This is a genomic window from Mycobacterium sp. M23085, assembly GCF_045343915.1.
Taxonomy (GTDB): domain Bacteria; phylum Actinomycetota; class Actinomycetes; order Mycobacteriales; family Mycobacteriaceae; genus Mycobacterium.
The window spans coordinates 3,349,160-3,368,665 of record NZ_CP174280.1 but is presented as its reverse complement, the minus strand read 5'-3'; the positions used below and the strand labels follow the sequence as shown (position 1 = coordinate 3,368,665).

Genomic DNA, 19,506 nt, shown 5'->3' with positions numbered 1-19,506 from the left:
GATCCGTCGGACAGCGCGGCGCTCAGCGGCTCGGTTGTGACCGCTGCATCACCAGACGTACGCCGGCCGCCACCAAGTCGGGCTGGTGGACTTGGATGAAGTGGTCGCTGCCGGTCGCGATCAGGTGCGGCGTCTGCGGTCGCAACGCGATCAGATCCGCCGAGGCGTCTCGCCACACCTGTTCCAGGTTGGCGCCCTGCTCGGGTGAGACGGTGCCGGGAATCGCGAACGGTTCCGTCCGGGTCAGCACGACGGTGGGGACGGGCGGCAGGGCGGGGGCCGCGCCTACCTGGGCGACGCTCTTGTCGATGTCGATCTCCTCAAACGAGGGAGAATTCGCGAACTGGGGCAACGGCCGGTCCAATGCCTGGCGATAAGCCGGCCAGTCCGGTCCCAACAGGCCCGGTATTTCCACCGGGAAGGCATCGACGAAGGCCAGTGCCCGCACCTGATCGGGGTAGGTCTGGGCATACAGCCTGATGAACAGCCCGCCCAGCGAGTGCCCGACCAGGACGTACGGCCCTGGAAGGTGGGCGGCGGCCAGTAGCGCATGCAAGTCGCCGACGACGTCGCGCGCGGTGCGCGGCATCGCAACCGGCGAACTGCGGTCGCTGATGCTGGGCGGATCCGGATAGCGCAGGGTGCCGGGCCGGTCGTAGGCGCAGACGCGGTGGTCGGCGGCCAGGGCGGGCAGCACGGCCGGACCTGTTGCCGGCGCGGCGGCGTCGGAATAATCCCACGGATCCGACGAGTTGTGGTAGCCGGACTCCAAAATGACTGTAGGCCCGCCCTTTCCGCGGCATTCGAGATATAGGTGGCGGCCGTTGCCGATCTCGATCGGGCCCGCGAACCTACCGCCTGCCGCCGGCGCATCACTGCCGTGGGACAGTCCGCCGCACCCGGCGAGTGCAACCGCCAGCACGATATGCGCCGCGATGTTCCAGCTCTTCCGCACTGCTCGCATCGCGTTATTGTGCGGGTAACCCGGCGCTACGTGAAGCGTGGCGCGACGACGGCACCGGCGCGTCCTTCGGTCCTTCGCACCGGGCCCGCCATTCGGGGCCTTGCGCCGGATCGCTGAATTTAGCCGCGGCGCCGCACGATACGGGTCTCCACAGCGCCCAAGGCCCCGTCGGTGAGCTTGCCTAAACCGGCCAACAGCACGATCGCCAACAGCATCACGTCGGTGCGACCGGTGTTTTGACTATCCAGGAGCAGGAACCCGAGTCCCTTCGAGGACGCGATCAGCTCGGCGGCCACCACGAAAAGCCACGCGTTCGCCAAGCCCAGCCGCAGCCCGTTCACCAGCTCGGGAGCCGCGGCCGGCAGCATCACCGTGGTCAACAGCGAGGCACCCTGGCGCCCGTAGGCCCGCCCGACCTCCAGTAGGTGGGGATCGATATGCGACAGCGCCGACGCCGTCGTCGTATAGACCGGAAAGAACGCCCCGATGGCCACCATCATGATCTTCGGCGTCTCGTCGATGCCAAACCATAAGAGCAGCAACGGTACCCACGCCAAGGACGGCACGGTGCGCAACGCCGCGAGGGTCGGAGCCAGTAGCCTGTGCACGTTGACCGACAGCCCGACCAGTGAACCCAGCGTGAGCGCGATGCCCGCACCGGTCAGGTAGCCGACCAGCACCCGCCTACCGCTGGCTTTCAGATGGGTCCACAGATCGCCGTGCCGCAGCAGCCCGTCCAGCGCGGACACCACGTCGCCGGGCGGCGGCAGCTGGCTGGGCGCGAAAAACCCGGTCACCGAGGTAGCCAGCTGCCAGATGAGCAGCAGCAGCAGCGGAACGATCAGCCCCACCGCCGCCCGCGGTAGCTTCGCCAGCCGCCGGGACTTCGGCGTCAGTGCGCTTGCTGGATGTACTTCGGCTCGATCAGCGTGCTCAACGCGTTTCGGCCGGCGTCGTCGGATTTGATGTCCGAGTCGGCCAGCGCGAGCGGCTCCACCCGGGTCAGCACCGCGCGCTGCGCATCCCCCGGCACCGGGTCGATGTCCACCAGCGTCCGGGTCAGCTCCTCCTGCGCCACGCTCAACGGTATGTTCGCCTGCGAGGCCAGCAGTGCCGCCAACTCGTCTGGGTGCGCCTTCGCCCACTTTCGGGCCTCCTCGTAGCTGTCGACCACCGCCTGAAGAGACTCCGGGTGGTTGGCGATGAAATCCTCGCGGGCATTCAGAAAGCCGTAGGTATTGAAGCTCGGGTTGCGGTAGATGAAGCGGGAGGCTTGCTGCTGGATGGTTTCCGCGATGAACGGGTCCAAACCGGACCAGGCGTCGACGTTGCCGCGCTCCAGGGCGGTTTTGCCGTCGGCGTGCTGCAAGTTGACGATCTCGATGTCGCTCGGCGAAAGACCCACTGTCGCAAGCGATTGCAGCAGGAAGAAATACGGGTCGGTGCCCTTGGTGACGGCGACCTTCTTGCCTTTCAGGTCGGCGACCGAGTGGATGGGTGAGTCCTTGGTGACCACCAGAGCAGTCCATTCGCCCCCGGCGTACAGGTCGACCGCCTTGATCGGCGACCCGTTGGCTCGTGCGACCAATGCGGCTGAGCCGGCGGTGGATCCGACGTCCAGTGCCTTCGACCGCAGCCCCTCGTTGGCCTTGTTGCTGCCCGCCGACAGCACCCACGTGACGTGGTAGCCGCGGTTCTCCAGCAGGTGCTGATCGCGCACCACCAGACTCAGCGGGCTGTAATAGGCGTAATCCAGGTGGATGTCTTTGGAGGCCGATGTCGCGGAGTCCGACCCGCAGCCGGACACCGCGATGACACCGGCAACCGCCGAAACGAGGGTCAGGTAGCGACCTTTCACCATGCTTTCGTGTCCTCCTCGGCAGCGGACCGCAGGCTGCCACTGCTGCGTCGGGGGACGCCGAGTTCTTCCAACAGCTGGTCGCGCAGCGCGGTGATACGCGGGTCACCGCGGTGGCGTGGTTTCGGGATCGCGACGTCGAACTCGGCGGCGATGCCGGCGCCGCCGGTCGCGTCGGCGCGCAGCACCAGTACCCGATCGGCGAGAATCACCGCCTCGTCCACGTCATGCGTGACCAAGACGGTGGTGGTGCCCGCCTCTTGTTGCACCTCGTCGAGCAGGTCCTGCATCCGCAGCCGGGTCAGTGCGTCGAGCGCGGCCAGCGGCTCGTCGAGCAGCAGAACCCTGGGGCGCCGGGCCAGCGCCCGGGCCAGGCCGGCGCGTTGCGCCATACCACCGGACACGTGGCGCGGGTAGTGATCACGAAATTTGGTCAGACCGACGACGTCCAGCCAATGCTGCACCGCCGCAGACCCTTTCGCCCGCCCGGTGCCCGGTGTCAGACCGAATTCGACGTTGGCCGACAACGACCGCCAGGGCAACAGTCGAGGCTCCTGGAACACCACGGCGCAGCGCGGGTCGACGCCCCGGACGGCCTGACCATCAACCTCGATGCGTCCGCTGTTGGGCCCGTCCAGACCGGCGATCAGTCGCAGCAGGGTGGACTTGCCGCTGCCCGACGCCCCAAGCAACGCGACGACCTCACCCGGCTCGATCTCGATGTCGACATCGCGCAGCACGATGTGCGTTCCGAACGTGCGGTTGACACCGCGCAGTGACACGCGCGCCGGCGCAGGATTGGTCGTTGTCACCCGCGCAGCCTAGGAACGTCGCGGGCCGGTCGCCAGGTTTGCGTTGTTCATGATTCGAATGCGCCTCATTGCACCCGAACGAATCCCGCGCCTACGGACGGGGCGGTAGCGCGGGCTCGACGCCCGCACGTCGGTCGACCGATCGTAATGGGTCAAAGACGCAGACAGCCGGCTCCCGACCGGGAACCGGCTGCGCGCCGTCGGCAGCCGCCGTCAGCCGTGCGGTGCCTCGGAGATCTTGGTGTCCGGCTTGCCGACCGTCTGGCAGTACGTCATCGCCGAGAGCCGGGTCGCGGAAATCTCCACATTGGTCGGGTCGGTACCGCTCTTGTCTTTGAGCATCTTGCTGACTTCGTCGTTCTGCTTCTTCTCGTCCTGCGTGGTGAAATCTTTGCACTTCGTGTCGCCACCGGTGTTGATCACCTGGGAGGCCGAACACGCGCTGGACAGCAAGACGCAGACCGCGATCGCGGCTGCCGCAATGTACTTCATCATTTGCCTTCCTGGGTGCGAGTAGTGGTATCAGTACACCAAAACGCCTGATTTCAAACCCCGAACAAGGTCCGGGCCGGTGGTTTGCGGTGTTTGCAGGCGGGCGTCGAACCGGTGAAGTCGCGGCGGCGCAACGGTGCGGATCGCTGCCAGCGGGAATAACTGCCCCGGCGACACCGCGTTCTACCATCGTCGGTCGGCCGCGCACGCACCATGGATTCGGGACGGGAGGAGCTTGGTGACCTCGTCGAATGTGCGCACCGGCCACAATTGTGGGGCCAGGTCAACCGGCGATCCGGCGGCGACCCAGGCGTTGTTTGTCAGCGTGTTGGCGCTGCTGCTGGGCACCGGCTGGGTCGCCAACCACTTCGTCGGGCTGATGCCCGTGATCAGTGACCGTGAACACCTCAGCACGGCCACGCTCGACGCGGTCTTCGGCATATACGCACTGGGGCTGCTGCCCGGGTTGCTCGTCGGCGGACGCGCGTCGGACGCCCTGGGGCGCCGATCGGTGGCGTTGGCGGGTGCGGCGGCCGCATTGACGGGTACGGCGGTGATGTTGCTCTCCCAGCACACCGGCGCTTTGCTGCTGGGCCGCCTCATCGTCGGGATCGGTGTCGGCCTTGCGATCAGCTCGTGCACGGCGTGGGCTTCCGATATGCGCGGTCCCGCCGGTGCCGCGACCGCCGGAGCGGTGCTGACGGCCGGTTTCGCCCTCGGGCCATTCGTCGGCGGGTTCATCGTGTGGGCCGGACCATCGGGCATCCAGGTGTCCTTCGGTGTCGCCGCCGGCGTCGTCGTGCTGGCGACGTTCGCCGTCGTCGGCGCTGCCCGACGCGTCGCGGCGACCCGCCCCGCGACTTGGTACCACCCGGGACCGGCGGCACCGGCGGTGCGGGGATTCAGCCGAGCATTGAGTTGGGCCATGCCGCTAGCGCCGTGGGTATATGCCTCGGCGACACTGGGATTCGTCACCATCCCGACCCGGTTGCACACCGCGCTCGCGGCCCCGATGGCCGCCGGCACGGCAACTTTGGTCGTCAACGGTGTCAGCGGTGTCGTTCAAGTTCTGGCCCGCGCCCTTCGGTGGGGGCCGCAGGCCGGTACCGCGGGTGCGGTGCTGGCCGCGGTCGGCTACGCGACAGCCGCGCTGGCGCCGCCCGCCCTGACCCCGGCCATCGGGTTCCCGTTGTTGCTGGTCCTCGGCTGCGCGTCCGGCCTGTGTCTGCGCGAAGGATTGATCGACCTGGAGGCCGCCGCGCCACCGCACCTGCGCGGCGCGCTGACCGGAGTGTTCTACGTCATCACCTACGTCGGCTTCGCGCTTCCGCTGGTGCTGGCCACCGTCGGGTCGGCGGCCTCGGTGCTGATTCTTACCGTGATGGCGGTGCTGGCCTTGGTGACCGCGATCGCCAGAGCGGTGCGGTTACGACGAGATAGCCACCGGCAGAGCTGATTCAGGCGTTCAGCCGTCAAATCAGTTCGCGCAGCGTCTCGATCAGCTTGATCCGCTCTGCGGTGGTGGAGGCGATGGGCGCCACGTTGAGGGTGGTCACCCCGGCCTCGCGGAACGCGGCCAGGCGTTCCTTGACGAACTCGCGGGTACCGATCAGGTTGATGTCTCGCACCAGATCATCGGGCACCACCTTCGCGGCGCCGTCTTTGTCACCGGCCAAGTAGAGCTCTTGAATCCGGTCGGCTTGCGGGCCGTAGCCGTATTTCGTGGCCAGGGCGTGGTAGAAGTTCTTGCCCTTGGCGCCCATCCCACCGATGTAGAGAGCCAGGTGCGGCTTGACGAATTCCCTTAGCGGCTCGACGTTTTCACCGATCGCCAGGACGGGGCCGGCATAGATGTCGAGCTCACCAAGGTCGGGGTCACGGTTGGCCCGACCGGCGGCCAGTGCGTCACCCCACACGTCCTGCGCCTTCTCCGGCAGAAAGAAGATCGGTTGCCAGCCCTCGGCGATTTCGGCTGCCAATTCGACATTCTTGGGTCCCAGCGCGGCCACCAGAATCGGAATGCGTTCTCGGACAGGCTGATTGATGAGCTTGAGGGGCTTGCCCAGCCCGGTGCCCTGGTCGGCGGGCAGCGGGATTGTGTAGTGCTTGCCCTGGTGTTGCACGGTCTCTCGCCGCCACACCTGGCGGCAGATGTCGATTACTTCGCGGGTCCGGCCGATCGGGGCATCGTAGGGTACGCCGTGGAATCCTTCGATGACCTGCGGGCCGGAGGCGCCCAGGCCGAGGGTGAACCGTCCGCCGGAGACGTAGTCCAGGCCGGCCGCGGTCATCGCGGTCAGGGTGGGGGTCCGGGTGTAGAGCTGCAGGATGCCCGAAGCCAGCCCGACGCGTTCGGTGCTCGCGGCCAGGTAGCCGAGCGCGCTCACCGCGTCGAACGAATATGCCTCGGGGACAAAAACAATGTCCAGCCCCGCGCGTTCCAGGTCGGCCACTTCGGCGGCCACGTCCTTGAACCCGCCCGCATAATTGATGCTCAATCCGATCCGCATGGTCATTACTTCTACGCGGTGCCGGATTGATTGGCCAATTCGAGCGCCTCCTGTTGGATGCGATCAAACTGGGCGCCCATCGCCTCGGACAGCGCGGTCGCGCCCGACAGGGGCCGCACCATCACCATGAAGTCGTCGATGAGACCGTCGTCGTTGATGTGCAGGAAGTCGCAGCCGGTGATCTTGACCCCGGGCACCCCGGCTATTCCGGTCTCGAATATGAAGGCGTGATCGCGGCCGCTGGGGTCGTGGATCTCGCGAATGTAGTGGAAATCTTCGAAGATTCGTAACACGCCGCGCAGGATGGCGGCGGTGATCGGCTTGCCGACGTAGGGCTTGAACGCCACCGGGCTGGTGAAGACCACGGTGTCGGCGAGCAGTGCCCGGATGCCCTCCTCGTCGCGCTCTTCGACGGCTTTGCGGAATGGGTGCATCAGCGACCTCGCATAGTCAACTAGTTGAGTAGGTGGGTTCGACGCTAGGGCGGCCGTCGACGGATGTCCAGAGTGCGATTAGTCACTTTGTTGAATAGTCGCATCGTTGTAGCATCGACGAATGTCGCTGCGTGACGCGGTGCTGGCCGCCCTCCTCGAGGGTGAATCGTCCGGATACGACCTGGCCAAAGACTTCGACGCGTCGGTCGCCAACTTCTGGCCGGCCACCCCCCAACAGCTGTATCGCGAACTCGACCGGCTCGCCGAACAAGGCCTCATTCAGGCCCGTGTCGTGCATCAGCAACGCCGGCCCAACAAGCGCATGTTCTCGCTGACCGAGGCCGGCCGTGACGCGATCCGGCAGTTCACGGCGAAGGCGCCGAAGCCGTCGGTCATCCGCGATGAACTGCTGGTCAAGGTCCAGGCCGCCGACGCCGGCGACATCGGTGCGGTGCGCGAATTCATCCGCGAACGGCTGCACTGGGCGACCGCCAAAGTGCAGCGTTACGAACGGTTGCGGGGCCGGATGCTCGGCGGGCTCAGTGAAGCCGAGTACCTGGCACAGACCGAACGGGTTGGCCCCTATCTGACGTTGATGCGCGGAATCTCGTTCGAAGAGGAGAACATCCGGTGGGCCGAACGCGCGCTGACCATCGTCGAACGTCGCCTGTCGACCGACGCTGCGCGGGCGGTGCGTCCACGGCGTCGACGGACTGCTACCGGCCGGTGAGCTCGTCCGCTCCCACCTGAGGGACATCGCTTCCGGTGGGCGGGACGGGCGTGCTGAGCGCGTCGCCGGGGTGCTGCCGACCCAGCAGTTCGTCGTGGCCCACCTCGGGGAGGTTGCCGCCCCGGTCCGGGCCATCGCGCTTGGCCGACTTCTTCTTCGGCGCCTTCGATGACACCGACTCGGCCCCTGTCGGCGCGATGCGGTGGCCGTTGGAGGCCGGTCCGCCCGACCGGCCGGCCATTTCGATGGCCTTCTCCGTGTACACGCGGTAGCCGAAAGCCGGGAGATAGCCATGGATTTCGGGGGTGTCCAGATCGCGCATGAATTGCAGGATCTCGCGACTGAACACCTGCCCGGGGACCAGGACCGGAAATCCGGGCGGGTAGGGCGTCACGTAAGTCGCCGAGACGACGTCGGCACCGGCTTCCAGCCTTTCCTCGATCTGATCGCCGGTGAGGTATTCGCAATTGGTGTCCTCGTAGGACAGGTAGAAGCCGCGACGCACATCCCCTTCGGGCGTCGGTTCGGCTCCGTCGTGGTCCCGGAATACGGCATGGAATCCGCTGAAATCCGGTAGCGGCAAGGCCATTTCGGTGAGCCGGAAGACGGCGCGCTCGAAGTGCTCCCGCTCGCCCAGGCTCATCTCGGAGATGGTCTGATCCAGCTCGCGTGCGATGTTCACCAGCACTTCCACCAGAAAGGCGACCGAGCTGCGGGTGGTGCCGATGTTGGTCATGAACAACACGCTGTTTCGTGACGTCTTGTTGATCTGAATTCCGTAGCGGTCCATCAGCTGCTGACGCTTGAAGGTGTCGCCGTCGTAGCCGGTGAGCCCGATGAACAACGTGATCCGGGACGGATCGAGCACGAACTCGTCCTGATCCCAGGCGGCCATCATGTTGCGCAGCCCCGAACGCAGCGGCTGCGCGATGGCCGACGGCCGGAAGTCCTGTGGGATCAAATCCGAGGTGCGCAGGCATCGCATGTACTTGCTGAGCAGAGGATGGTTGTCGATGGCGTCGCGCAGCTGCATCGCGTTCTCGATCTGCCGCTGCACAAGTTCGACGCCTTCCAGCGCCACCTGCCGCCGGCCGAGATCCAACGACGCCAGGATCTGGTAGTTGGGTGACGTCGAGGTGTGCGCCATGTAGGCCTCGTGGAAAGGCTCGGCCACCTTCTGGTCAAAATCCTGATCGAAGACATGGATCATCGATCCCTGCCGCAACGCGGTCAACGTCTTGTGCGTCGACTGGGTGGCGTACACGCGCACCCGGGCTCGTGCCGGATCGGCAATCAGCCGGCGGTCCAGCAGGTCGTCGTCCGAAGGCGGGTCGGCGGCCTCGGCCGCCAGTTGTTCCTCGTAGCGCCGGATGTAGTCGGGGTCTTGCAATCGCTCACGCAACGCCCGCGCCGACGCCATTGCGGTACGGGTTCGATAGACGGGGTGAAAGCGCGCGAACGCGAACCAGGCCTCGTCCCACAAGAAGACCAGATCGGGTTTGATCGCCAGGCACTCCTGCATGACCCGCTCGACGTCGTAGACGATTCCGTCGAAGGTGCAGTTCGTCAGCGACATCATCTTGACCCGGTCGAGCTTGCCGGCGCGGCGCAGCGCCAACAACTTCGACTTGATCTCGCGCAACGGCACCGCCCCGTACATCGAGTACTCGTTGAGCGGATAGGCCTCCAAATACACGACATTCGCGCCGGCCAGCATCATCCCGTAGTGATGCGACTGATGGCAATTGCGGTCCAGCAGCACGATGTCGCCCGGTGCCACCAGCGCTTGAGTGACGATCTTGTTGGCGGTCGACGTTCCATTGGTGACGAAGTAGGTGTGGCGCGAGCCGTAGGCCTGTGACGCGAGCTGCTGCGCCTCGCGCAGGGGCCCGGTCGGCTCGAGCAGCGAGTCGAGACCACCGCAGGTGGCCGAGGTCTCGGCCATGAACACGTCCAGGCCGTAGAAACCCACCATGTCCTTGATCCAGTGCGAGTTGACGATCGACTTGCCCTGCGAAATCGGCAGGGCGTGAAACACACCCGTCGGCCGGTGGCTGTACTGCTTGAGTGCGCTGAAAAACGGTGTACGGTAACGCGCCGCCACGCCCTGCAGGATGGACAGGTGTAGTTCGAGCATGCCTTCGCGGGCGTGAAAGACCCGGCGGAAGTATTGGCCCAGCCGGCCGGCGATGTCTTCGACCTCGATCTCGGTCATCAGGTAGAGGTCCAGCTCCGGTCGCAACTCGGCCAGCGACAGCGCCAGGATCTGCGCCCGCTCTTCGGGCGATTGGTGGTCGTTCAGCTCATCCGAGACAGCGGTGTCGACGAATTCCGTCAGCGCCGACAAGTCCCGGGTTGACTGGTGGGAAAAGCGCCGCCGGATGACCACCGCTTGCAGGTTGACGTTCAGCCGTGCCGCGATCAGGGCCTCGTCGCCGCTGGCCACCACCACGAGCTCGTAGACGAATTCGTCGTCGGGACGGCGCCATTTACGGACCTCGTTGCGCAGCGCCCGTTCCTGCTCTTCGGTCATCTTCTCGATGACCAGCACCTCGAAATAGGGCCGGTCCCGTTGTGCCGCGGGCTGGTGTTCGAGGAGCTGGCGCGGATCGGACGGGAACATGTCCAGCTCGTCGGCGCCCGCGTTGTCCACGTCCCCCGAGCGATAGGATTCGGTGGTCAATGCGCGGTTGATCTGGGCAACCAGCTGCGCGAACTTGTCGTAACTGCCCGCGGCGAAAAGCCGTTGCACTCGCGCGAATTGGGGTGCACCGGGGTACGCCCAGTACGGCTCCAGCGTGCTCAGCCGAGCCAGCAGCTCCTGGCAGGCGTTCGCCCATTTGTCTTTCAGCTCCCCGGTGGTGGTCGGGCGGGTCAGCCGGTCGGCGGCCTCCTCCAGCCGGCACCAGGAATCGCTGCGGACCTGCCAAAGACTGTTGTAAGCGCGCAAATGTTCGGTCATGGCGGCCCTTTCCCGAGGCGCCGAGACACGTCCGTCCCGAGCGTTGGTCAAGGTTCGCAGAGCCAGCCCGCCCGCCGGTGACCAAAGGGCGAACAACGAGCGTCCGTCACATGACAGCCGCCGCGGAGCGACCGTCACCCGCCGGACGGCTCAGCGACGGTTCAGAGCCCGCGGACCGGGTGCTATGTGGGCCCGCGAGCGCCCGTGTCCAACCCAAGCAGCGCTTCTAACTGCGCCGCCGAGTAGCGCCCCGGGCCCACGCCATCGCGCACCGCCATCCGCACCGCGCGCGCCACCCCCGCATTCAATGGCGCCGTGGTGCCATTGCGGTGCGCGATCCGGGCGATCTCGCCGTTGAAGAAGTCAGTCTCCACATTGCCGGTGTTGCGGGTGAACGACTGCCACGTGGAGTTGCTTGACGCGTTCTGCCATCCGGGCACCGGACGGATGGATGGTCCGTCCGCACGCACCTCCTTCGAGGTCTCAAAAGAGATGAATTCGATTCCCGCAGTGCGCAATACGTCTTCACCCTCGGCACGCAACGCGGCGAGGAGTCGGTCGGCATCTGTCGCCCCGGCGGTCAGCGCCCCCACCCCGTTGCCCAGGTTGCTCAGTAGTTTGTTGTATTTCCAGGCGGCGACGTCGGGCGTGATACGCACCCGGATGCCCGCTGCGCTCCAGATCTCGGCGACCCCGGCCAGCAGGTCGCCGTCCGCCGCGCTGCCGGCCGCTGCGGGCCAGCGTGCGATATGGAACTGGCCGGCCACCGGCCATGACCGCACGATCACCTCACCGGGATCCAGGTGTACGGCGGGCAACCACACGCAGATGCCGAATACCCGCGCGAAATAGCGCAGCGCTTTCTCCTCGGCGGCAACGCCATTGAGCGCGGTCATTGCCGGCAGTAGTTCGCCCGCGGTCGCATCGGTTCCGGCTACCGGGCGGTCCACCCACTCCTGCAGAGCCGCATCGAGTTGCTGTGTCTTGGTGGTGAACACCAGCACGTCATCCTCGGTCAGTCGGACCTGCTCGGGCCGCGACGCGACGGTGACCGGCGTGCGAAACGTGCCGTCGGGCGTCCTCAGCGTCAAACCGTCCGCCGCCAGCACCTCGGCATGCCGCCCCCGGGCTACCAAAACGGCGGGGACACCCGCTCGCGCAAGCAGCCCGCCCAGGGTGCCGCCGATGGCACCGGCACCGATGATCACGTATCGGCGGCGGGTGTCCCGAACCGGCATCGTCGCGCCCTCCTGAAGTTGCAATCCTCATCGGCGAGATTACGTGTCGCTGCGTGGCTGCGCCGCCGAGCGTGACGTTAGCCTGGGGAATGACCGATTACCGCTCACCCTCGACCGGCCGGACAGTGCGTGCCGTTTTGTTCGATACCTTCGGAACGGTCGTTGACTGGCGTTCCGGGATCGCCGCCGCCGTCGGAGATTTCGCCGAGCGCCACCACATCACCGTCGATCCTGCGGCGTTCGCGCTGGAATGGCGCAGCCGGTACCGGCCCTCGATGTCCGAGGTTCTGTCGGGCCGTCGCGAATTCGTATTGCTGGACGTTCTGCACAAAGAGAATCTGCTGGCAACGTTCGAGAAGTTCGGCGTGGCTGCCGAACTGCTGCCCGACGACGAGGTGCAGGCGCTTGCCCGGTCGTGGCGCTGGTTGCCGCCGTGGCCGGACAGCGTCGACGGCATCGCGACCATGAAGCGACACGTCATCGTCGGTCCGCTGTCCAACGGCAACACCGGACTGCTGGTCGATATGGCGAAGTACGCCGGCCTGCCGTGGGATGTGGTGCTCGGTTCCGACGTCGGCAAGGCCTACAAGCCGGATCCGCGTGCATACCAAACGCCCGCGCATCTGCTGGGGCTGGAACCCGGTGAAGTGATGCTGGTGGCGGCACATCCCACCGACCTTGAGGCTGCCCAGAAGTCCGGCCTCGCTACCGGTTTCGTAGCGCGGCCGCAGGAATACGGGCCCGGCCAGGAACCGTCCGTCGAACCCACGGGTGCCTTCGACGTCTCGGGCACATCGCTGGTCGAGCTGGCGAACATGCTGTTCTGTGCGCCGGGACGGCATTGACGACCACTTACTACGCGTTGAACCTGCACTGCGCCATGGTATTTCGCAACGCCGGCCGCGCGGCTCGGGACAGCTACTTCCACGCAAAAACCGGTTGTTCCAAGTCGTCGACCGGGTCGGCTCGCCCTTCCAGGCACAGCCAGCGCAACTGCAACAGCACAGCGCCGGTCGGTGCATGGATGAGGTCGTTGCCCAGCGGAATCTGTACGACCGGCCGGGTGCTCTCCGGGATGGTGACGAACCGCGGCGAGTCAGCCCGCTGGAGTTGGTGTAACCCCACCCGGTAAACGGCCACCACCTCGTCGGGCGCGGGACGGAGTTCGAGCCGTCCCCCTGCCCAGAGCACTACCGGGGTGATCACGTAGCCGGATCGGGTGGGGTAGTCGTCGAGCATTCCCAATACGGCCGAATCGGGTAGCTCGATGCCGACTTCTTCGCGCAATTCCCGCAGCGCCGCCTCGACCGCTGTTTCGCCCGGATCGAGGCGGCCGCCCGGCAGTGCCCACTGCGCCGCATGCGAGCTGAGCCGAGACGCCCTGCGGCACAGCAAAAACGCGGCGCCGCCGGACACGTCGACCATGCGGCCATCCAGATGGGATGCGGGCATCGGGCGCCCGGCATTCCACTCGTCCACCGACACAGGATCGACCCGGTCCTCCCCCACCTCGGAATCGACCAGTACCACCGCGACGGCCGCGTGCCGCTTGGTCGGGTCGATCAGCGCCCGGCGGCGGTGGCCGGCCAGATTGTTCCGGATCCGCGCACGCAATGCCTGGTCATAGGGGATGGTCACTGCTCGAGCCTAGGCTGAGGTGGTTTGCGCGCCGCAGGTCCGTGCTTGGTCGCAGCCGGTACCGGTGGTTAACTGCGTGCATGCGACGACAACCGGAGCTGGCCCGACGCTTCTTCGATCGCTACGAGCCGGTGCATGCGGTCACGTATTTCGCGCCAGAAGCGCGGGCGGCGTTGGACGCGCTGGGTTACCGAGGCTTTTGGATGGGCTATTTCGCGGCTCGCTCGGCACCACTGGGTATGGCACCGCGGGAGGTGGTCGCCGCGGTTTTCTACAACTTCGCACCCGAACGGGTCGCCAAGGCCCTGCCGGCAGCATGGGAGATCGCGGGCCCACCGGCCGCATTGCAGGCTCGCCGGGAGTCCGCGGTGGCGGCGCTACGCCGCTACGGCCTGGACTCGGGTGAAAACATCCGCGTGGCAGCAGAATTGGCCGGCAGGGCCGCCCGCCTCGCGCCGCTCGATGGACGGCCGCTGTTCGCCGCGAATTTGGCGCTGCCCTGGCCGGAAGACCCGCTGTCCGCCCTGTGGCACGCCACCACGCTGCTACGCGAACATCGTGGCGACGCGCACGTGGCGGTGCTGGCCGCGGCCGGCATCTCCGGACGGGAATCCAACGTCTTGCATGCCGCGGCGGGCAACGTCTCTCGCGACTACATCGCCCGTACCCGCGACTACGACGAGACGTCTTGGCGCCGGCATGAACAACGGCTCGCCGAGCGGGGCCTGCTCGACGACGACGGAGCGCTGACCGCGGCCGGACGGGAACTGAAGGACCACATCGAATTGACGACCGACACGCTGGCCCTGTCCGCGCTGGACGCGCTGAGCGACGACGAGGTGGAGACGCTGTTCCAGGCGCTCACCCCGATCACCCGCGCGGTGGTCGCGGGCGGCGATGTTCCGGCTCTCACCCCGATGACGTTGCGCCGCGACGACTTACACGACGGCAGCGCGCATCTGGCGGACCGATGAGCGGCGTGCCCGGCGGCGTCGTGCACAAGTTGCCCGCGGACCTGCGCGAGTCTCTGATCGGCAACCCCACCGCGCTTGCCGCCTGGAAGGACATCACGCCGCTGGCCCGAAACGAGTTCATCTGTTGGGTCGAGGACGCCAAGCAGCAGGCCACCCGCGAGCGCCGCATCCGCCGGACCCGGGAAGAGCTGGAAGAGGGCAAGCGCCGGCCGTGCTGCTGGCCGGGCTGCAAACACCGCGAGCGTACCGGAAAGTAAAGGCGCGCCGAGACTCTCGGTGGCGAAGGTCCGCTACCGGCTCAACGGATGGTAGAACACCAAGCCGTTGCCCTTGTTGTCATGGACCACGGCGCACCGCTCATGGGCATCGTCATAGGGCCCCTTCACGATGCCACCGCCACCGGCGACGACGGCCTTCGCCGCGGCATCGACGTCCGCGGTCTTGATGCCGACGACGACCTGGCCCGGGATGGGGTGGTCGACCGCGGTCGCGAGCGCGAGGGTGACCGGGCCGGCATCGAGGGCCGCGAAGTGTGCGCCGTCGCGAAACTTCAACGGCATGCCCAAGGTCTCGGTGTAGAACCGGATCGACTCATCCAGGTCGTCGGTCGACAAGATGATCATCTTGGCTTCGTGCTCGCTCATGGGGCCTCCTGTGGCCGGGTCGCTACCACATTAGGCCGAGACCACACCCCGGCGGCCAGCGACACCCGGCCTGAGGCAAGCGGGCGGACGTGGATCCGGAGGTGGGCTCAGGCGGCGCCGGATGAAAGCGCTTGGCCGTCAGGGTAATCCATCGGCGGGGCGTCGCCATGCCCTGCACCGCGGTAGGCCACGGCGGTCGCCAGTGCCCTACCGCCCTCGATTGTCCCCACTACCACGACCTTGTCGTTTACCGCGAAATGCGCTGCGGTGGCTATGGGTTGGCGGGCGCCACGGGTGACGACGGTGGTGTCCGGGGTGAACCGGTAGGTCTGAACATGCCCGTCGACGCTGCGCATGGTCACCGAGTCCGCCGACACGGCCACCACGGTCCCTTCCTGACTCACCGGTTGTGACATGGTCGGCGGCTCGAGTTTGGCAGCAACGGTGCGCTTCTCGGCATGGGCTCCGTTGAGCACCAACGCGGTCAGGCAGGCGGCACACAACAGCGAAGCCGAGACGATGTCACATACCGTCGCGGCACCGGACCACCCACGGCGCCGGCCACCGTCGGTCGGCGTAGGGCTTTGCTCGGGGGATTCCGGCAGGCGGTGTTTGGCACTCACGGTCAGTCCTTCCAGCGGCGTTGCACCGAAGGACACCGGCACCCACCGAATCAGGTTGTTGCCGGGAAATTACCCGCGGATCTGGGGCGGTAAACCCAGATCCGCATGCGGGCGCCGTTGTCAAGGGGCGATCGCGGGCGCGGCCAGCAGGCCGGGAGGTCGTCGAGCGTCCCCGCATCGGCGGCCAACTCGTGCCACGGATAGCGCTCACGCGTTCGGTGGTTGTGGCTCAACCGGTTTGAGCCCACGTCCCGCGGGTGTGGGTCAGCCCTTGGTCAGGGTGAACTGCGCGACGTCGGTGTAGCCCTCACGGAACAGATCCGCGCATCCGGTCAGGTACTTCATGTACCGGTCGTAAACCTCTTCGGACTGAATCGCGATGGCCTCGTCCCGACGCGCCTCGAGCGCGGCCGACCAGGTGTCCAGCGTGCGGGCGTAGTGCAGGCGCAGCGGCTGGATCAGCTTCACACCGAAGCCGGCGCGCTCCGCGTGCTCCACCACGCCCTTGGCCTGGGGCAGGTCTCCGCCCGGGAAGATCTCGTCCATGATGAACTTCATGAAGCGCAGCTTGGTCATGGTGATGGGCAGCCCGCGCTCGGCGAACTCCTCGTCGCTGGGCTTGATGATGGTGTGCAGCATCATCACGCCGTCGTCCGGTAGCGCCTGGTAGGCCGTCTTGAAGAATTCGTCGTACCGGTCGCGCCCGAAGTGCTCGAAGGCGCCGATCGACACGATCCGGTCCACCTTCTCGTCGAACTGCTCCCAGCCCTGCAGCAGCACCCGCTTGGACCGCTGCGACGGATGGCTGTCGAGACGGCGTTGGACGTGTGCCTGCTGGTTGCGGCTGAGCGTGAGGCCGACGACGTTGACGTCGTAGCGCTCGAGTCCGCGCACGATGGTGGTGCCCCACCCGCAGCCGATGTCGAGCAACGTCATGCCGGGTTGCAGCCCGAGCTTGCCCAGCGACAGGTCGACCTTGGCGTACTGCGCCTCTTCCAGCGTCATGTCGTCGCGCTCGAAATATGCGCAGCTATAGGTCCGCGTCGGGTCCAGGAAGAGCGCGAAGAACTCGTCGGACAGGTCGTAGTGCGCTTGTACGTCCTCGAAATGCGGTTCCAAGCTGACGGCATCGCCGGGTTTTTCGGACAAGGCACAACCTCTGACTGATTCTTATTGGTTTATCCGGTGCGATCCAAGCTGATCGCCTGACTGACGGGCCTAGTGTATCCGCCCCGATAACTGCGCCCCGGCGAGTTCCTGTTCAGGGTCACCATGCCGACGACGGCGGGCCAGCACCACGGGACCCAAGGCCACCAGCCCGGGGGCACGCGGTTGACGGATCCCCCGTCACGTTGTTACCTCAGCTGATAAATCGGGTAAGCCCCGGGCTGACCGGCGTGCAGAGAGGCGGGCTCTCCGATGGCAGACATCACCATGTTGATCCTTGCCGACCACGAGTGGTTTCGCGAACAGTTCGCGCGGCTGGACGACCTGCAAGCCGGGCGGCCCGACGACCAGGCCGCGCTCAGCCGAGCGTGGCGTCCGCTGGCCGACAAGCTGGATGTGCACGCCTACATCGAAGAAAAGATCTTCTACCCCCAGTTGCTCAAACGCGGGGGTGATGACGCCGAAGGCGAGACCCTCGACGCGATCGGCGATCACAACGACATTCGCGACGGGGTGCGCGCCGCCGACGCCGCCGCGGTCGGCAGTGAGCAGTGGTGGGCAGCGGTCGGGCGGACCCGGCAGGCCAACGACGATCACATGGCCGAGGAGGAACGCGAAGGGCTGTCGGACTTTCGCCGCAACGCGCCTGTCGGGCTTCGGGACGCGCTCGGGCGCCAATACAGCGAGTTCATGGCCGAGCATCCGACCACCGAGGGGTTGCCGATCGTCGATCGTGACCCCCGGCGTTACGTCGAGCAGTTCGAGGATCGGCCGCGGCCTCGACGGACCGACTTCTCGCTGCGCATAGGCAGCCTGAAAGGCCAATGAACGCCGGCGCGGACCGTGGGGACGTGACGCGAATAACCATCTTCGGTTCCGGTGGCCGCGCACTGCAGCCCTCGGGGCGCTGACGAGGCGGGCCTAGCTGGCATTTCTCGGACCCGCCCCGTCCCGCCCACCGCCCGGTGGGATCGTCGCGGCGGCCTCTGGGTGAGGGCGATTACCCGACCCCGCCGGTTCGTCGCGAGATTGTTTCGGGTAAGCCATCAGTCGATGGGTACTGGACGCCGCCGCAGGAAATGGGCACGTAAAGACATCAGGGTCGCCGATCCAGCGATGCGGCAGACCATCATGGGCACCGCGATCGGCAACTTCATGGAGTGGTACGACTTCGGGGTGTATGGCTATATCGCCACCACCATCGCCCAGGTGTTCTATCCCGGCAAAAGCGTCAGCGGCGTACACCTGATCGCGACCTTCGGCACACTCGCGGCGGCATTCGTCGTGCGCCCGCTCGGCGGGTTCATTTTCGGCCCGCTGGGCGACCGGATCGGACGTCACCGGGTGCTGGTGGTCACCATCCTCATGATGACGGTGAGCACCACCATGACCGGGCTGTTGCCCACCTACAGCACCATCGGCATCTGGGCGCCGATCCTGCTCGTCGTCGCCCGAATCTTTCAGGGCCTCTCGACCGGTGGTGAGTATGTCGGCGCGATGACCTATCTCGTCGAGCAGGCCCCCGACCACAAACGCGGCATGATGGTCGGGTTTTTGCCGATGGGCAACCTGGTCGGGTTCGTCCTGGCCGGGTTGCTCGTGACGGGCTTGCAGACCTGGCTGCCCGACGACGACATGCTGGCGTACGGCTGGCGGATTCCGTTGTTGTTGGGCTTGCCCTTTGGCCTCGTCGCGCTGTTCCTGCGGCTTCGGCTCAAAGAGTCCTCCGCCTACCAGAGCGCGAACGAAGGCGGGTCCGAGTCCGCGGGTCAGGGCCGGCAGCAAATTCTGCGCACGGTCGCGGCCCAGTGGCGTCCGATGCTGATCTGCGCGGCGCTGGTGCTGACTTCCCAGGTCGCCGACTTCATGCTGACTGGGTACCTGCCGACGTATCTCCGCCTCTTCGTCCGCGTCGGGCACACCGCCGGCCTGGTCATGATCGTGTCGACCCTGGCGATCCTGATGGTCACCGTGGTCCTGGTCGCCAGCTTGTCCGACCGCATCGGGGTCAAACCCATCATGTGGACGGGCTGCGCGCTACTGATCGTGGCCTCCATCCCGGCGTTCCTGCTCATCCGCTTCGGCGGCGTGTATCCGGTGATCTTCATCGGGGTGCTGTTGATCGGCCTGATGGAACTGTGCTTCGACAGCACCGGGCCGGCCATGCTGCCGGCCTTGTTCCCCACCAACGTGCGCTACGGGGCGCTGGCGATTTCGTACAACATCTCCATTTCACTCGTCGGCGGTATCACGCCGCTGATCGCCCAGGCGCTGGTTTCCGCCACCGGCAATGTGATGGTGCCGGCTTACATGCTGATCTTCGGCGGCGCGGTTGGGGCCATTACGCTGCTGTTCACCCCCGAAGTCGCCGGCAAGCCGTTGCCCGGCTCCGGGCCTGCGGTCGAGACCGAGCGAGAGGCTCGTGCACTCGCCGAGGACATCCGCTAGCTGCCGACCCGC

20 protein-coding genes are annotated in these 19,506 nt (G+C 66.4%); 7 read left to right on the top strand and 13 right to left on the bottom strand.

Features of this window, described 5'->3' with window-relative positions; genetic code table 11:
• Nucleotides 1-22 precede the first annotated feature (22 nt).
• The 5 genes from ACIUM1_RS15590 to ACIUM1_RS15570 all read right to left on the bottom strand — a co-directional run bounded on the left by ACIUM1_RS15590 (nucleotide 23) and on the right by ACIUM1_RS15570 (nucleotide 4,129).
• On the bottom strand, nucleotides 23-964 hold the full coding sequence (locus tag ACIUM1_RS15590) for an alpha/beta fold hydrolase (protein WP_406813562.1): 942 nt from the start codon (nucleotides 962-964) through the stop codon (nucleotides 23-25).
• Nucleotides 965-1,083: 119 nt separating this feature from the next.
• On the bottom strand, nucleotides 1,084-1,815 hold the full coding sequence (locus ACIUM1_RS15585) for an ABC transporter permease (RefSeq protein WP_406813561.1): 732 nt from the start codon (nucleotides 1,813-1,815) through the stop codon (nucleotides 1,084-1,086).
• 41 nt (nucleotides 1,816-1,856) lie between these two features.
• Complete coding sequence (locus ACIUM1_RS15580) at nucleotides 1,857-2,822, bottom strand: aliphatic sulfonate ABC transporter substrate-binding protein (RefSeq protein ID WP_406817696.1); 966 nt, start codon at nucleotides 2,820-2,822, stop codon at nucleotides 1,857-1,859.
• A complete protein-coding gene (locus ACIUM1_RS15575; RefSeq protein ID WP_406817695.1) occupies nucleotides 2,819-3,604 on the bottom strand; it encodes an ABC transporter ATP-binding protein in 786 nt (261 codons plus the stop codon). The genes ACIUM1_RS15580 and ACIUM1_RS15575 overlap by 4 nt, the downstream gene beginning before the upstream one ends.
• A 243-nt stretch (nucleotides 3,605-3,847) precedes the next feature.
• Nucleotides 3,848-4,129, bottom strand: coding sequence for a hypothetical protein (locus ACIUM1_RS15570; RefSeq protein WP_406813560.1), 282 nt, complete (start codon nucleotides 4,127-4,129; stop codon nucleotides 3,848-3,850).
• Between the two features lie 235 nt (nucleotides 4,130-4,364).
• Here ACIUM1_RS15570 and ACIUM1_RS15565 point away from each other — a divergent pair, with 235 nt between their 5' ends.
• Nucleotides 4,365-5,582 carry an MFS transporter gene (locus ACIUM1_RS15565; protein ID WP_406813559.1) on the top strand — a complete coding sequence of 406 codons (1,218 nt, stop codon included), beginning with the start codon at nucleotides 4,365-4,367 and terminating at the stop codon, nucleotides 5,580-5,582.
• Nucleotides 5,583-5,598: 16 nt separating this feature from the next.
• On the opposite strand, the gene ACIUM1_RS15560 is transcribed toward ACIUM1_RS15565, so the two are convergent.
• On the bottom strand, nucleotides 5,599-6,636 hold the full coding sequence (locus tag ACIUM1_RS15560; protein ID WP_406813558.1) for an LLM class F420-dependent oxidoreductase: 1,038 nt from the start codon (nucleotides 6,634-6,636) through the stop codon (nucleotides 5,599-5,601).
• Nucleotides 6,637-6,647: 11 nt separating this feature from the next.
• Nucleotides 6,648-7,070, bottom strand: coding sequence for a nuclear transport factor 2 family protein (locus ACIUM1_RS15555; protein ID WP_406813557.1), 423 nt, complete (start codon nucleotides 7,068-7,070; stop codon nucleotides 6,648-6,650).
• 121 nt (nucleotides 7,071-7,191) lie between these two features.
• On the opposite strand from ACIUM1_RS15555, the gene ACIUM1_RS15550 reads away from it, so the two are divergent.
• Nucleotides 7,192-7,800 carry a PadR family transcriptional regulator gene (locus ACIUM1_RS15550; protein WP_406813556.1) on the top strand — a complete coding sequence of 203 codons (609 nt, stop codon included), beginning with the start codon at nucleotides 7,192-7,194 and terminating at the stop codon, nucleotides 7,798-7,800.
• Here ACIUM1_RS15550 and ACIUM1_RS15545 read toward each other — a convergent pair.
• Nucleotides 7,787-10,762 (bottom strand): aminotransferase class I/II-fold pyridoxal phosphate-dependent enzyme, encoded by a 2,976-nt coding sequence (locus ACIUM1_RS15545; RefSeq protein ID WP_406813555.1) that lies wholly within the window; start codon nucleotides 10,760-10,762, stop codon nucleotides 7,787-7,789. The two genes, ACIUM1_RS15550 and ACIUM1_RS15545, sit on opposite strands and share 14 nt — an antisense overlap.
• A gap of 182 nt (nucleotides 10,763-10,944) precedes the next feature.
• Nucleotides 10,945-12,000 carry a ketopantoate reductase family protein gene (locus tag ACIUM1_RS15540; RefSeq protein ID WP_406813554.1) on the bottom strand — a complete coding sequence of 352 codons (1,056 nt, stop codon included), beginning with the start codon at nucleotides 11,998-12,000 and terminating at the stop codon, nucleotides 10,945-10,947.
• Between the two features lie 89 nt (nucleotides 12,001-12,089).
• On the opposite strand from ACIUM1_RS15540, the gene ACIUM1_RS15535 reads away from it, so the two are divergent.
• Nucleotides 12,090-12,845, top strand: a complete 756-nt coding sequence (locus tag ACIUM1_RS15535; protein WP_406813553.1) for a haloacid dehalogenase type II — start codon at nucleotides 12,090-12,092, stop codon at nucleotides 12,843-12,845.
• A 73-nt stretch (nucleotides 12,846-12,918) separates the two neighbouring features.
• On the opposite strand, the gene ACIUM1_RS15530 is transcribed toward ACIUM1_RS15535, so the two are convergent.
• A complete protein-coding gene (locus ACIUM1_RS15530) occupies nucleotides 12,919-13,638 on the bottom strand; it encodes an NUDIX hydrolase (protein ID WP_406813552.1) in 720 nt (239 codons plus the stop codon).
• An 80-nt stretch (nucleotides 13,639-13,718) separates the two neighbouring features.
• Between ACIUM1_RS15530 and ACIUM1_RS15525 the strand changes: the two genes are divergently transcribed.
• Together ACIUM1_RS15525 and ACIUM1_RS15520 are read left to right on the top strand one after the other, a co-directional pair.
• Nucleotides 13,719-14,612, top strand: coding sequence for an SCO6745 family protein (locus ACIUM1_RS15525; RefSeq protein ID WP_406813551.1), 894 nt, complete (start codon nucleotides 13,719-13,721; stop codon nucleotides 14,610-14,612).
• Entirely contained in the window at nucleotides 14,609-14,869 is a 261-nt protein-coding gene (locus ACIUM1_RS15520; protein ID WP_406813550.1) for a YdeI/OmpD-associated family protein, read from the top strand. The genes ACIUM1_RS15525 and ACIUM1_RS15520 overlap by 4 nt, the downstream gene beginning before the upstream one ends.
• Nucleotides 14,870-14,902: 33 nt before the next feature.
• Here ACIUM1_RS15520 and ACIUM1_RS15515 read toward each other — a convergent pair whose 3' ends face one another.
• The 3 genes from ACIUM1_RS15515 to ACIUM1_RS15505 all read right to left on the bottom strand — a co-directional run bounded on the left by ACIUM1_RS15515 (nucleotide 14,903) and on the right by ACIUM1_RS15505 (nucleotide 17,028).
• The gene (locus tag ACIUM1_RS15515; RefSeq protein WP_406813549.1) at nucleotides 14,903-15,256 is read right to left on the bottom strand and encodes a VOC family protein; all 354 of its coding nucleotides are present in this window, start codon (nucleotides 15,254-15,256) and stop codon (nucleotides 14,903-14,905) included.
• A 107-nt stretch (nucleotides 15,257-15,363) separates the two neighbouring features.
• A complete protein-coding gene (locus ACIUM1_RS15510) occupies nucleotides 15,364-15,879 on the bottom strand; it encodes a hypothetical protein (protein WP_406813548.1) in 516 nt (171 codons plus the stop codon).
• 264 nt (nucleotides 15,880-16,143) lie between these two features.
• Nucleotides 16,144-17,028, bottom strand: coding sequence for a cyclopropane mycolic acid synthase family methyltransferase (locus ACIUM1_RS15505; protein WP_406813547.1), 885 nt, complete (start codon nucleotides 17,026-17,028; stop codon nucleotides 16,144-16,146).
• Nucleotides 17,029-17,298: 270 nt separating this feature from the next.
• Between ACIUM1_RS15505 and ACIUM1_RS15500 the strand changes: the two genes are divergently transcribed.
• Together ACIUM1_RS15500 and ACIUM1_RS15495 are read left to right on the top strand one after the other, a co-directional pair.
• The gene (locus ACIUM1_RS15500; RefSeq protein WP_406813546.1) at nucleotides 17,299-17,874 is read left to right on the top strand and encodes a hemerythrin domain-containing protein; all 576 of its coding nucleotides are present in this window, start codon (nucleotides 17,299-17,301) and stop codon (nucleotides 17,872-17,874) included.
• Nucleotides 17,875-18,162: 288 nt separating this feature from the next.
• Nucleotides 18,163-19,494, top strand: coding sequence for an MFS transporter (locus ACIUM1_RS15495; protein ID WP_406817694.1), 1,332 nt, complete (start codon nucleotides 18,163-18,165; stop codon nucleotides 19,492-19,494).
• The last annotated feature ends 12 nt before the right edge of the window (nucleotides 19,495-19,506 follow it).

Bases quoted from the DNA above. Each gene is read 5' to 3' on its own strand.
- ACIUM1_RS15560 (WP_406813558.1), bottom strand. From the start codon at position 6,636: ATGCGGATCGGATTGAGCATCAATTATGCGGGCGGGTTCAAGGACGTG.
- ACIUM1_RS15525 (WP_406813551.1), top strand. From the start codon at position 13,719: ATGCGACGACAACCGGAGCTGGCCCGACGCTTCTTCGATCGCTACGAG.
- ACIUM1_RS15570 (WP_406813560.1), bottom strand. From the start codon at position 4,129: ATGATGAAGTACATTGCGGCAGCCGCGATCGCGGTCTGCGTCTTGCTG.
- ACIUM1_RS15590 (WP_406813562.1), bottom strand. From the start codon at position 964: ATGCGAGCAGTGCGGAAGAGCTGGAACATCGCGGCGCATATCGTGCTG.
- ACIUM1_RS15515 (WP_406813549.1), bottom strand. From the start codon at position 15,256: ATGAGCGAGCACGAAGCCAAGATGATCATCTTGTCGACCGACGACCTG.
- ACIUM1_RS15495 (WP_406817694.1), top strand. From the start codon at position 18,163: ATGCGGCAGACCATCATGGGCACCGCGATCGGCAACTTCATGGAGTGG.
- ACIUM1_RS15535 (WP_406813553.1), top strand. From the start codon at position 12,090: ATGACCGATTACCGCTCACCCTCGACCGGCCGGACAGTGCGTGCCGTT.
- ACIUM1_RS15500 (WP_406813546.1), top strand. From the start codon at position 17,299: ATGGCAGACATCACCATGTTGATCCTTGCCGACCACGAGTGGTTTCGC.
- ACIUM1_RS15555 (WP_406813557.1), bottom strand. From the start codon at position 7,070: ATGCACCCATTCCGCAAAGCCGTCGAAGAGCGCGACGAGGAGGGCATC.
- ACIUM1_RS15550 (WP_406813556.1), top strand. From the start codon at position 7,192: ATGTCGCTGCGTGACGCGGTGCTGGCCGCCCTCCTCGAGGGTGAATCG.
- ACIUM1_RS15540 (WP_406813554.1), bottom strand. From the start codon at position 12,000: ATGCCGGTTCGGGACACCCGCCGCCGATACGTGATCATCGGTGCCGGT.
- ACIUM1_RS15545 (WP_406813555.1), bottom strand. From the start codon at position 10,762: ATGACCGAACATTTGCGCGCTTACAACAGTCTTTGGCAGGTCCGCAGC.
- ACIUM1_RS15520 (WP_406813550.1), top strand. From the start codon at position 14,609: ATGAGCGGCGTGCCCGGCGGCGTCGTGCACAAGTTGCCCGCGGACCTG.